This window comes from Hymenobacter sp. ISL-91 (assembly GCF_018613725.1).
Lineage (GTDB): Bacteria > Bacteroidota > Bacteroidia > Cytophagales > Hymenobacteraceae > Hymenobacter.
Window position 1 is genome coordinate 25,045 of the sequence record NZ_JAGGPS010000033.1, and the last position, 12,180, is coordinate 37,224.

Here is a 12,180-nt window from a genome sequence, read left to right on the forward strand (position 1 = left end):
GCTGATGCTAATGGCGCGGGGACGCGAACTACAAAGTTCGCGCTACGGTTCGCGCTACGGCCTGCCGTACAGTACCACAACCGGTATGCCCGCCAACGTACCACTACTTCCGCCCGGCAGGTTGCAGCAGCCAGGTGGCCAGGTCGCGGGCGGCCTGGAAATTCTCGAACGAAGCCGGGATTTTGCGGCCGTCGACGTATTCGTTGTAGAGCCAAGGGTCGCCCACGGCGAATACGCGGCCTTTGCCGTAGCGGGCCGTGGCCATGATGACGTGGCCGTTTTGGGTTACCAGCGGCTGAGCCGGGGCCTGCACGGTCAGCGGGGCCAGCTCCTTGATGTAGGCCGAAGTGGCCGTTTTAAATACCGGCCCACCGGCCGGCAGCGCCACCCGGCCCTGCTCGAACTGGCTGCCCTTCACCATGTTCAGGTTCAGGGGCTGAAACTCGATGCCGAACGCCCGGGCCAGCGTGTTGAAGCGCGGGATTTCGCAGTTGCTGGTGTCGTTGGCCATCAGCACCAGCGTGCCGCCGGCCTTCACCCACTTGGTGAGCACGGCCACATCGGCGGGCCGCACGAAGTTGGGAGCGGGCGTTTCCTTTTTGGTATCGGGGTCGACGATGATGTACACGTCGACGTTTTTGAGGCTGGCGGCCGTGGGCGCCGTGGGCAGCATGGTGGTGCAGGCGCCCAGGTCGCGCAGCTGCTGGCCCCAGAGCCAGAAGCCGCCGTGGGTGCGGTCGGCCCAGGTGTAGTGCCAGGTTTCGGGCTGGCCGCTGAAGGGGCTGGGGCGTAGCTCGTGGTTGAAGTAGTTGTCGAGGGCCACGCGTTTGCCGGGGCCCAGGGCGGCGCGCTCGGCCGCCGTTTCCATCTCCACGCTGGCCAGAATGAAGGGGCCGACGCCTTTCAAATCGTTCTGGCGCAGCGGCTCGGTGAGGTAGTACTCGAAGCTGCCGTCGCGGTAGGGCTTGCCGCCCAGCCCGCCCACGCTCACGGTGCCGTTGAAGGCCAGCGCGCCGTTTTCCTGGGCTACAAACTGCTTCAGCAGGCCCTCGTAGCCACGGCGGGCGGCGGTGGCGTACTGCTTTTCGAGGTAGCCCAGGCGCACGCCTTTCTGCAGAAAGTACACGAACATGCTGCTGCCCGACGCCTCCTGGTAGTTGCCCGGGCGCGCGGCCTGGTCCAGCACCAGTGCCCAGGTGCCGGTGCTGGCGTCCTGGTACTTCACCAGCGCGGGCGCCAGGCGCTGCACGCTTTTGACGAGCATGGCCCGCTGGGGGTGGTTTTGAGGGAAGTAGTCGAGCACATCGACCAGGGCCATGGCGTACCAGCCCAGGCCCCGGTCCCAGAAATTGGCTGACTGGCCGGTGGTTTTGTTGGCCCACTGCTGGGTGCGGCTCTCGTCGTAGCCGTGGTAGTAGAGGCCGGTTTTGGGGTCGCGCAGGTGCTGCTCAATCAAAGCGAACTGCTTCGCAATATCGTCGAAGCCGACGGGCTGGTTGAACAGCTGGCTGTACTCGGCATAGAAGGGCTCGGCCATGTACAGGCCGTCGAGCCACATCTGGTTGGGGTACACCTTTTTGTGCCAGAAGCCACCCGCTTTGGTGCGCGGCTGCTCGGCCAGCTGCTGGCGCAGGTGCTCGGCGGCCTTGCGGTACTTGCCGGCCTGGGGCACCGACATCTGGGCCAGCGTGAGCAGGGCGTGGCCGGTGGTCAGGTTGTCGAGGTTGTAGTCCTGCAGCTTGTAGGTGCGGATGCTGCCGTCGGGCCGCACGAACTGGTCGAGGTCCTGCTGGATGTAGGTGAAGTAGCGGGCGTCGCCGGTGCGCTGCCACACCCGCTCCAGCGCCTTCAGCATCAGCCCCTGCTCGTAGTCCCAGCGGGCCGTTTTGCGGTTGCCGATAACGATGGAATCGGGGTGCCAGCTAATGAACGCGTCGGCCATGCGTTGCGACAGGGGCCGGGCCGCAGCGGCAGTTTGCGCCTGGGCGGGCAAGGAAGCTGCCGTCGTCGTTAGCAGCAGGCCGGCAAGCAGGAAGGAGCGAAAGAACATAGCGGTGCGGATGGAGGGCCTCACCCCCCGGCCCCCTCTCCGGAAAAGGAGAGGGGGAGCCGAACGATTTGGCTGTAGGTGGTCAGGCACAAATAATGTGAGGGTTTTGACTGGCTCCCCCTCTCCTTTTTCGGAGAGGGGGCCGGGGGCGGGGTACCAACTATCGCTTCGACACCGAAACGGCTTTCTTCGACACTTTGGGGCCGAGTTCCAGGGCTTTTTTTGCGGCCTTGGTGTCGGTGTTGCGCAGCACCACGTTCTGGTTGCGGCTGCCGCTTACGCGCAGCAGCAGCTCGGCATCGGGGGCGTAGCGCAGGTTGTCGAAGGTGATGTTGCGGCTGTTCTGCACCTCCAGCACGGGGCTGGTTTGCTGCGAAATAAGGGTCAGGTTGGTAAAGCGCAGCCCTTCCGCCTCCTGGCACACCAGGCCCTCGCGGCTTTGCAGCACCGTGTTTTCGATGACGATATCCTGCACCGGCATTTCGGGCAGGCCGCGCACCAGAATGCCCGTGCGCGCGCCCCGGCACGTGACGTTGTTGATGCGGAAACCGCGGAATTGCGGCGTGCCCGCGTTCAGCGGCTCGGCCTTGATTTCGGGGATGCCCTGGGCCTCGCCATTGAGCTGCACGGGGTCTTTGGCGGCGTAGTACATATCGAACAGGATAGCCTCGCCGGCAATGTCGACCATGTCTACGCCGTCCACAAAGATATTTTCCACCACGCCGCCGCGGCCGCGGGTGGTTTTAAAGCGCAGGCCCACATCGGTGCCGATGAAGGTGCAGTTGCTCACGAAGATGTTGCGCGCGCCGCCCGACATTTCGGAGCCAATCACGAAGCCGCCGTGGGCCTGATACACTTTCGTGTCGCGGATGATGATGTTTTCGGTGGGCACGCCCCGCTGCCGGCCGGCTTCGTCGCGGCCGCTCTTGATGCAGATGCCGTCGTCGCCCACATCAAACGTGCAGCCTTCCACCAGCCCGTTGCGGCACGATTCGAGGTCCAGCGCATCAGTGTTCTGGCCGTACCAGGGCGCGCGGGCCGTTACGCGGCGTAGCGTAATATCGGTGCACAGCAGCGGATGGATGGTCCAGGCCGGCGAGTTCTGGATGGTGAAATCTTCCAGCAGAATCTGCTTGCAGCGCTGCAAACTCAGCATGTTGGGCCGCAAAAAGTCCTTGAACTCGGCGTACTGGCTGTAATCGGGCTCCTGGCCGGCCTTCAGCGTCCAGGGCTTGTTGAGGGTAGAGCCCTTCAGCGAGCCGGCCGTGGGGTACCAGGTGGTGCCCTTGGCATCGAGCACGCCGCCCGACTTAACGAGCTTTTGCCACTGGCCGGCGCTGAGCTTTTCCTTTTTCACCATGCGCCAGGCGTCGCCGGCCCCATCGAAAGTGCCCTGGCCGGTAATGGCAATGTTTTCGAGGTCGTAGCCCGAAATGGGCGACTGGTTGCGCACGGCGTCCTCGCCTTCCCAGTTGGTTTTAATCAGCTGAAAGTCCGAAAGCCGGTTGCTGAACTGCACCAGCGCCCCCTGTGCCACGTGCAGGTTCACGTTGCTTTTAAGCTCAATCGGGCCTGTAAGCCAGAGGCCGCGGGGCACCAGCACCACGCCGCCGCGCTGGCTGCAGGCGGCAATGGCCTGCCGGAAAGCCTCGGTGTTGAGCGTTTGCCCGTCGGCCACCGCGCCGTATTTGGTGATGTTGAAAGTGTCCTTGCGGAAGCTGGGCTGCAGCACCACCGGCAGCTCGAAGGCGTATTTGCCCGCAAAAGCCAGGGGTTTGAGGTGGCTGGCCAGCGGCAGGTTGAGCTTCTTGATGTCCTGGGCCACAAGCTGCGCCACGCGCTCGGCCCCGTAGGCCGAGAAGTGGGTATTGTCGAGTTTGGTGTTATCGGCCCCGTTCTGGTAGCTCCAGAACAGCGGTTTGCTGCCCGCGTCGCCCAGCTGGCTGTACATGGCCCAACTGGATTCGTGCAGGTCGATGAGCGGTACTTTCTGCGCCTTGGCTACTTGCTTTACCACGGCGGGGTACTCGCCGTGGTCGTCTTTGCGCTTGCCGGCCGCATCGAAGTAGCGGCGCCCGACGGGCGTGAGCAGCACCGGGTTGGCACCCTTGGCGCGGGCCTCCTGCACGTAGCGGGTCAGGTTCTGGCGGTAGGCCGTCTGGGGAGCAGCGTAGCGGGCCGTGTCTTCCTGCTTGCTGTCGTTGTGGCCGAACTGGATAAGCACCCAGTCGCCGGGCTGCAGCTGCGCCAGCACCTTGGCCCAGCGGCCCTCGTGGCGAAAGTTGCGGGTGCTGCGGCCGTTCATGGCGTGGTTCTGCATGTTCACGCCCGCATCAAAATACTGCCGGAAATACATACCCCAGCCACGTTCGGCCTTGTCCAGCGGTTTGTCCGACATCGTGGAGTCGCCAACCAGGAAAATGGTGGGTTGGCGCTCATCGGCGGCCGGTCGGAAGGCCAGCAGCACAACGGCCAGCAGCAGGAGGCTCAGGTATTTCATAGAACAGAGAGTGGGATGGCGGGGGATTCAGCCAGACACGCGGAGCGCGGGCTACCAAACGGGAAAACAGCAGTTTACCAGGATACAGACGTTGCGTTCAGGTGGTACAGGTTACCTAAGGATAGCCTATTTACAAGCAGCAAGGGGGTTTATGCTTCGTAATTTCTGCGCAATCGATGTCGGGAACGTTGCCAAACTATCTTTTTGCGCACGGGCGGGGTCGGAAGGCCCCTTCCTGCCCCTGGTTCCGGCCACGGCAGCAGGCCACTACTAATTGCATTTCCGCAGGTGCCCGGCAGCAATGCGGTACAGCAACAAGGCGGGGGTAGCCTGGCGTTTTGATGATTTCAACCGAACTCAGGTGGGTCTGCACACCACGCTCTGCTTATAGCGGTTTCGTAACCGGTGTACCGTTCATACAACCACTATATGTTCTATCTGATACCGGGGTTGGGAGCCGATGAGCGGGTATTTTAGCAGTTACAGCCGCTACTGCGCGCAGCAAGCCAGGTGCTGCCCTGGCTGCCGCCCGAATCGGCCGACGAGCCGCTGCCGCACTATGCGGCCCGGATGGTCGAGGCTATTGCGGCGGGGACGGCGGGCTGGCTGGTGGGCGTGTCGTTTGGCGTGTCGTTTGGCGGGGTGGTGGCCCAGGATATCCGGGGTGGCCTGTGCGGCACCGTAACGCCGGCCGCGGCGCTGCCACAGGTGCTGGCCATCCGCTCGTCCATCACGCCCGCCGACGCGTTCAGTACCTCCACCGACGCCGCCGGCGCCTTCCAGTTGGGCGCCCTGCCCTCGGGCACCTACCGGGTCGAGTTTTCCCCCACCACTACTACTACTCCAGCCAACCAGAGCAGCTACAAGCAGGTTACCCGTACCGGCATCGTTGCAATCAACGACCAGCTCACGGACATCGGCAGCACCCCGCTGCAGTAAGCCCTTTGGGGGCTACCATAGTTACCCGAAATAAGCACGCCCCCCGCCAAGCCGGTAGGGGGCGTGCTTGTTTCGGACGTTGCCGCCCCGCAGCTGTCGTACGAACTCTTACTGGTTCAGTATAGCCGCTGGCAGCCTTATGGGTGCAGTACTAGTTGGCGGGCAAACCCGGTGCGGGGGCACCCAGGGCCTGCAGGCGCTGCCGGGCATTGCCGTTCTGCGGGTTCAGCTCCAAGGAACGCCGGTAGTGTGTGATGGCGGCGGCCGGGTCGTGGTTGAGCTCATCGGCTTCGCCCAGGCTGTCGAACAGGTTGGCGCTACCAGGGTAGAGCTCCGTGCCCAGGCGGAAAATGGACCGCGCCGCCGGCAAATCGTGCGCCTCGCGCAGCAGCTGGTAGCCCCAGGAGTTAAGGGCCCCTTCCGGGAGGGAAAACGTGGCATCCTGCTGCTGCATCCGGCGGTATATCGGCAGCGCGTGCGCAAAGCCCTCCTGGGCCAGGGCTGCCGCAAAGCCCGCCTGTGTGGGTACCGGGCCGGTTTGCGCGGGCAGATAGTCGAGGCGGGCCATGTGGGCGGGTACGCCGTTCTGGACCGGCGTGCGGTCGAGGAACTGGCGGCCGGCCGCGCTGGCTTTGAGGGTGGCGTTCAGAAACTCCAGGGTATAGCGGCAGGTCCAGCGGTAAGCCGCTTCCACTTCGGCGCGCAAATACTCAGTGAAGTATGTCGGCGGGGCCAGGCGCAGGGCTTGCGTGGAGAAGTCCACGTGTTCCATCGGGTTCATGACTATATGATACCGGTCGGCATACTTTGCTTCGTTCAGCAGTATAGAGGAGGTTTCCATACCCCTGACACTCAGCTCGCGCACCGACTCGGGCCGACGCTGAATGTAAAGCCATGGCTGCGTAAGCCGCGTGCGAACCACCGACTTGGTGTCATCCTGGTGCTGGGTGCCATCGAAGCTGACCGGCGCGTCGATGCGCGAATCTTGGGAGGCTGCCAGGGCATTGGCCAGCCCGCCCCAGCTCCAGCCGGCGGCAGCTACGTGGGCCATATCGGCTTGCGGGAGCGTATGCGCGTAGGCCAGCAGGAAGGCTATGTCGCGGGCCTGGGTGTCGAGTCCTTCCTGGTCGAAGTTCATCAGGCTAGTGCGCGTGCCCAGGCTGCGGCTGGCCAGCACCACATAGCCGTGGCTGGCGAGGTACTCGCACAGGTCGGCTGCTTCGTGGGCCACGCCACCGCCACCCGCAGCGTAGATAACTACGGGGAATTTGCCCGCTGCCGCCGGAGCATTCGCCGCGGCCCACATGCGCTGGTCGAGCATCGCCTGTGCTTGCCTGGGCCCCAGGTTGGCGACGGCGCTCTGCCGCTGCGCGGCTATAAAACCGGCTACCTGCGCCTCCGTCCGGGCAAATACTTCATCGGTGGCTTCGGTGCGCAGGTAATCGGCGTACCGCAGGGGCGTACCCGCTTTCGCGGCCGGATACCACACCAGGGTTTGCACGGGCCGGGCGCGTTCACCCGGGTACGGCTGGCCCGTAATCAGGTCGGTTTTGCCCTTGTAGGAACGCGCATAGTCGTATTGCTGCACCACCCGCAGTCCCACGCGATGCGGGCCGGGTTGGAGGCCGGCAAAGCCGGAGGCCTGCGCCACGCCGCTCAGTGGGCACAAGAGCAGCAATAAGGCAATTCGGCAGAACCAAGAACGTAACATGGACGCAGTGAAAAGAGAAGGAGGCAGTTGTACTAGAAATATTCGCACAAAACTATGCAGCCTGCTCTCTGAAACAAGGTGTTCGTCCTCATTGAGCTACTGGTGTAGTAAAGGGCTATAAACGCTAATGGATTGCGTCCGCGTGGGCAGGAGGCAGAGCACCCAACCGGGTAGCCGTTGCGCTGCTCTCGCGTTCTGGGGCATTGCAGGAACCGCTTGGGCCGCTTGGGTTTCTGGAAGTAGATTTACCGCCAACATATTCTATACAGTCGCCGCTAGCCAGCTGAGCTGGAGAAGCTGGCGGCGGCTCTCATCCGGCTTCTCCACACAACATGAACAAGCCTGTGTTTTATCTGATACCGGGGCTGGGAGCCGACGAGCGGGTGTTTCAGCGGCTGCAGCCGTTGCTGCTCGGTGAAAGTCAGGTGCTGCCCTGGCTGCCACCCGAGTCGGCCGACGAGCCGCTGCCGCACTACGCGGCCCGGATGGCCGGGGCTATTCCGGTGGACGCGACGGGCTGGCTGGTGGGCGTGTCGTTTGGCGGGGTGGTGGCGCTGGAAATGCAGCGGCTGCGGCCGGCGTTGCGCCCGGTGCTCATCAGCAGCTTGCCCAATGCTCAGAGTCTGCCGTGGCTGTTGCGGCTGGTGCGGGCCTCGGGGCTGTACCGGCTGGTGCCGCCGCAATGGCTGAAGCTGTTTCCAAGGGCCGGGCAGCTGTATTTTGGGGTGAGCAATGGGGCTGAGTGCCGACTGTTCCGGCATATTCTCCTCGATATGGAGCCGCGCTATACCCGCTGGGCCATCAATAGCCTGCTGCACTGGAACAGCACCGGCGTGGCGCCCGCCGTGCAACTGCTGGGCACCCGCGACCGGGTGTTTCCGCCCGGCAACCGCCCCATCGACCACCGCATCCGGGGCGGCGGCCACTTCATGGTACTCAGCCACGCCGAAGAAATTGCCGGGATTCTGAACGGGTTGGAGTTGGGGCGGGGTATAAAAGGACTGTCATCCTGAGCGGAGCGAAGGACCTTATCACGCACCAGTGACCTATTTAAACGTGAATAGGTCCTTCGCTCCGCTCAGGATGACAGTACCTTTGTCTTATCATCCTACCCCATCCCTCGCCCCAACCTATGCTTGCCACCTACCCGCACCACGGCCGCTCGTTCAGCTTCAACCCACAGGCACCGCTGGATATTTCGCTGCCGCTGGCGCCGGGCGAGGGGCAGGTGAACTGCTTCTGGGCCGAGCCGGTGGAGTTTGAGGTGATTCGGGTGGGCGACTTTGTGGGCAGCGTGGCGGCCGGCGGTAGCACCAATTATAAGCGCGTGCACGTAACGCCCCACGGCAACGGCACGCATACCGAGTGCTACGGCCATATTTCGGCCGCACCGGAGGCCACGCTTAACCGCTGTCTGCGCCGCTTTCTGTTTGTGGCCCGGCTGGTATCGGTGCAACCGCGGCCCCAGCCCAACGGCGACGAGGTGGTGATGCTGGCCGACGTGCGCCGCGAGCTGGAAGGTGCTCCGGAAGCCGCCGTACGCCCCGAAGCCCTGATTCTGCGCACACTGCCTAACCACCGCGCCAAGCGCACCCGCCAGTACTCGGGCACCAATCCTACTTACCTCGAACCCGCATTAGCCGACTACCTGGCCCAGCAGCACATCGAGCACCTGCTGCTGGACTTGCCCAGCGTCGACCGCGAAGAGGATGGGGGCGAGCTGCTGGCCCACCACGCCTTCTGGCAGTACCCCCACGCCACGCGCCAGCAGGCTACTATCACCGAGCTCATCTTCGTGCCCGATGCCGTAGAAGATGGCCTGTACCTGCTCAACCTGCAGATAACCAGCCTGGAGCTGGACGCCAGCCCCAGCAAACCGGTGCTGTATGCGCTGGGCAGTTAGTGGGTAACTGCTATTGCGCAGTTACCGCACGGTGTAGGGGCGGGGCTTGCCCCCGCCCGCCGTTCGCGTCGCGTCAACGACAATCGTTCAACGGCGGGCGGGGGCTTGCCCCCGCCCTACACCGTGCGGTAGTTCGCTTAGTTCAGCCACACCGTGAGCAGCAGCTCGAACCGGTGGGGAGCGAAGGCGTTGTAGTAGGGCGCTTCTCCCTCGAACCCCAGCACATGAACCAGGGCCATACCCTCCATGCGCGACTCGACAGTGCGGATGGGATAGAGCCGGCCGGCTTCGGGCCAGTCGCCCACGTGGTTGTGCGGGCGCTGGTCGGCGTCGAGGCAGCGGGCGTAGTCGATGAACGGGGCGTGGCGGGTGGCCTCGGCTAGGGTCAGGTTATCAACTTCGTACTTCGCCATAGGTAGTGGAGTTTGCAACGTGCAGCGCAACGCAGGTAGCGCACGCGACTTCAAATTAAAGGCTGAATTTCAGGCTGAGCTTCACCCCGAACGTGCGGGCATCGGGCCGGTTGCGGTAGGTGAGGCGGTGCAGGAAGTCAACCCGCACAATTTTAAAAATGTTCTCGATACCGTATCCCACCTCGGCGTAGGGCAGGCGGCTCAGTGACTGGAAGGCCGGCAGCGGCTGGCCGGTAGCTGGGTCGGTGGTGGGCGTAATGCGGCGGTTGGCGTCGCTGACGCTGCCCCAAAGCAGGTTGGTAGTGCCCACCAGCCGCCAGTTGAGCTGCTTGATAAGCGGCAGCGAGTTGGTGAGGAAGCCCCCGAACTGGTGCTCCAGCTGCAGGCCGGCGTACCGGTCGCTCACGAACTCGAAGTAGCGCATCAGGTTATAGGCCCCGGCGTTGTAGAAGAACGACTGGTTGCCCAGGTGGCTCTTGAGCAACGGGTAGGGTACCGTGCTCGGGATGTAGCCGGCATCAATGCGGTAGGTGGTGCGGCCCAGCTGGCCCAGGCGCAGGCTGTGGTCGATGAGCAGGTTGAATTTCTGGTAACGAAAATCAGAGCCGAGCAGGTTATTGAGGCCCAGCGTGTAACGCACCGTAAACACCGGCCAGCGCTTTAGGCCCACGGCCGTGCGGCGGTTCTGGTTGTTGGCCACCAGCACCTCGTCGCGGGCGTAGCGCGACTCCACTATCACCTCCGAGAGCGTAAAACCGGCGGTGGTAGGGCTGCCGGGGCGGGCCTCCTGGGTGTAATACAGGAACGGGTAGAGCGGCTGAAACTGCTGGCGGCGCAGCATGACGCGCTGCGTGAAGCCCCGGAACAAATCGGACTGCACCGCCACGCTGGTTACATCGCGCAGCAGCGGGCGGCTGTTGCTGATGTTGCCCAGGCGGGCTGCCGCCTCAAACAGCGGGTTTTCGAGGGCGTAGTCGTTGTCGAGCAGGGCTATTTGGTCGATGTCGTGGCGGTGCTCGAAGTTGGCTACCGTCCAGTGCCGCCGGTCGATGATGCGCTGCACCCGCAGGCCGTATTTAAAGCGGCTGTCCTGGAAGCCGTAGGCCAAATAGGGCCGCAGCTGCCAGTCGCGGCTCCACTCGGTGGAGGTGCGGAAGCCCAGCCGCAGGCGCAGGCCCTCGATGTTGTTGTAGCCCACGGTGGCCAGAATAGGCCCCAAATCGACTTTGCCCAGCGGATAGTAGCCGTTCACCACAATATCAGCCAGCTCCATCACCGAGCGCACAGCCGGCAGCTGGCGCACCGTATCGAGCACCATTAGCGTGAGCTGCTCCTGGCGGCTGAGCGAGTCGGGCCGGTTGGCGGCGAAGTAGCCGGGGGGCACCTCGTAGGCGTCGGCGGCCACCTCCAGGGGCTTGTCGTAGAAAGCCAGCGGCCGGGGCTGGTTCACCTGGAAATTGGTGTATACCGTGCTGATGCGGGCCAGCACGCCGGTGCTGCCCTGGCTGGGCCGGATGCCGATAACGAAGCGCGTGACGGTGGGCAGCCAGGGCCCGGCTTCGGTGGGGGAAAGCTCCTGACGCACGGCAATCTGCTCGATGAAGTTGAGGTTGGCCTGGGTGCTGACTTCCACATCGAGCTTGCGCAGCGCGTACGTGTCGGTGGTTATCCAGATAGTGCCCCGGAAGGCCAGATCATGAGGGCGGCGGGGCGTTACCTTCAGCTTATAGCAGTAGTCGTCGCCGACCATAAGCGAATCCTGCAGCTCGTACTCGTAGGAAAACTTCCAGCCCTCGGCAATGGGCGAAACGAAGTCCTTGCCCACAATGCGAATCCAGTTGCGGTAAAAATCCCAGTCCTGAAACGAGGAACCCATAATCTGCGACACCACCGAGCCTTCGCGCGGGGCCGCGCCGTGCATCTGCGTTTTGGCCACCTCCTCGCGCTGGCGCAGCGGCTCGTTGTTCTGGTAGTAGTGCGACAGTACTTCGGAGGCAAAAATGGGCACCACCGGCCGGCCGTTGGCGTCGCGCTCCAGGCCCATGCTGTCGGCCACGGCCGTCATCTGGCGCAGCAGCTTGCGGCGGCTCAGCTGGTCGGGCAGGTTGTTGAGGAGCAGCTCGTTGCGGGCGTAGCTGTCGTAGTCGTAGGCCGTGAGGCTGGTTTTCTGGTTGCGGCGGCGGTTGGCATCCACGCGGCGCAGAATGCGGTAGGCCGGGTTTTCGTAGGGCCGTACCACCACCTCGCCGAGCGATACGCCGCCGCTGCTGAGCACAAAGTTGAGGGTCTGGCGGGCGGCGGTGCTGGGTATGGCCTTCCCGACCGGGGCAAAGCCAATGGCCGAAGCCGTGAGCGTGTCTGCTGCGCCGGTAAGGGTGAACTGGTAGCGCCCGTTTTCGTCGGCGGTAGCACCCTGGCTGGTGCCGCGCACAAACACCGAGGCAAAAGGCACGGGCTGGCCGTTGGTTTCGGTGATGCGCCCACTGAAGCTGACGCGCTGGGCCCACGCTGCCGGTCCTGTAAGAAACAGGAGCAACAGCAAAACGGGCGGAACAGCAAAACGCATAAACAAACAGGCAGCAAGGTAGCCGGCCTTAGGCAAGGCTAGCCGCAGTAAGATAAGCTCCCTGGCCGGGAAAACCCAACCCGGCTGGGTAAGTACTA

The 12,180-nt window shown here is 63.7% G+C and carries 8 protein-coding genes; 3 read left to right on the forward strand and 5 right to left on the reverse strand.

The features are described from left to right. Positions 1 to 103: 103 nt before the first annotated feature. Positions 104 to 2,050 (reverse strand): glycoside hydrolase family 88 protein, encoded by a 1,947-nt coding sequence (locus tag J7E24_RS13410; protein ID WP_410779734.1) that lies wholly within the window; start codon positions 2,048 to 2,050, stop codon positions 104 to 106. 160 nt (positions 2,051 to 2,210) lie between these two features. Beyond that, positions 2,211 to 4,550, reverse strand: a complete 2,340-nt coding sequence (locus J7E24_RS13415) for a glycosyl hydrolase family 28 protein (RefSeq protein WP_215138665.1) — start codon at positions 4,548 to 4,550, stop codon at positions 2,211 to 2,213. Positions 4,551 to 5,060: 510 nt separating this feature from the next. Between J7E24_RS13415 and J7E24_RS13420 the strand changes: the two genes are divergently transcribed. Continuing rightward, entirely contained in the window at positions 5,061 to 5,489 is a 429-nt protein-coding gene (locus J7E24_RS13420) for an MSCRAMM family adhesin SdrC (protein WP_215138666.1), read from the forward strand. Positions 5,490 to 5,640: 151 nt separating this feature from the next. Here the strand turns inward: J7E24_RS13420 and J7E24_RS13425 are convergent, their stop codons facing one another. Then, entirely contained in the window at positions 5,641 to 7,200 is a 1,560-nt protein-coding gene (locus tag J7E24_RS13425) for a dienelactone hydrolase family protein (RefSeq protein WP_215138667.1), read from the reverse strand. Positions 7,201 to 7,532: 332 nt separating this feature from the next. Between J7E24_RS13425 and J7E24_RS13430 the strand changes: the two genes are divergently transcribed. Continuing rightward, positions 7,533 to 8,213, forward strand: a complete 681-nt coding sequence (locus J7E24_RS13430) for an alpha/beta fold hydrolase (RefSeq protein ID WP_215138668.1) — start codon at positions 7,533 to 7,535, stop codon at positions 8,211 to 8,213. A gap of 119 nt (positions 8,214 to 8,332) precedes the next feature. Further along, positions 8,333 to 9,103: a cyclase family protein gene (locus tag J7E24_RS13435; protein ID WP_215138669.1), complete on the forward strand. Its 771-nt coding sequence runs from the start codon at positions 8,333 to 8,335 to the stop codon at positions 9,101 to 9,103. A gap of 137 nt (positions 9,104 to 9,240) precedes the next feature. Here the strand turns inward: J7E24_RS13435 and J7E24_RS13440 are convergent, their stop codons facing one another. Both J7E24_RS13440 and J7E24_RS13445 read right to left on the reverse strand, forming a co-directional pair. Further along, the gene (locus tag J7E24_RS13440) at positions 9,241 to 9,516 is read right to left on the reverse strand and encodes a hypothetical protein (protein ID WP_215138670.1); all 276 of its coding nucleotides are present in this window, start codon (positions 9,514 to 9,516) and stop codon (positions 9,241 to 9,243) included. A 55-nt stretch (positions 9,517 to 9,571) separates the two neighbouring features. Then, positions 9,572 to 12,082 carry a DUF5686 and carboxypeptidase-like regulatory domain-containing protein gene (locus J7E24_RS13445; RefSeq protein ID WP_215138671.1) on the reverse strand — a complete coding sequence of 837 codons (2,511 nt, stop codon included), beginning with the start codon at positions 12,080 to 12,082 and terminating at the stop codon, positions 9,572 to 9,574. Positions 12,083 to 12,180 lie beyond the last annotated feature (98 nt).

Bases quoted from the DNA above. Each gene is read 5' to 3' on its own strand.
- J7E24_RS13445 (WP_215138671.1), bottom strand. From the start codon at position 12,082: ATGCGTTTTGCTGTTCCGCCCGTTTTGCTGTTGCTCCTGTTTCTTACA.
- J7E24_RS13430 (WP_215138668.1), top strand. From the start codon at position 7,533: ATGAACAAGCCTGTGTTTTATCTGATACCGGGGCTGGGAGCCGACGAG.
- J7E24_RS13410 (WP_410779734.1), bottom strand. From the start codon at position 2,050: ATGTTCTTTCGCTCCTTCCTGCTTGCCGGCCTGCTGCTAACGACGACG.
- J7E24_RS13440 (WP_215138670.1), bottom strand. From the start codon at position 9,516: ATGGCGAAGTACGAAGTTGATAACCTGACCCTAGCCGAGGCCACCCGC.
- J7E24_RS13435 (WP_215138669.1), top strand. From the start codon at position 8,333: ATGCTTGCCACCTACCCGCACCACGGCCGCTCGTTCAGCTTCAACCCA.
- J7E24_RS13415 (WP_215138665.1), bottom strand. From the start codon at position 4,550: ATGAAATACCTGAGCCTCCTGCTGCTGGCCGTTGTGCTGCTGGCCTTC.
- J7E24_RS13425 (WP_215138667.1), bottom strand. From the start codon at position 7,200: ATGTTACGTTCTTGGTTCTGCCGAATTGCCTTATTGCTGCTCTTGTGC.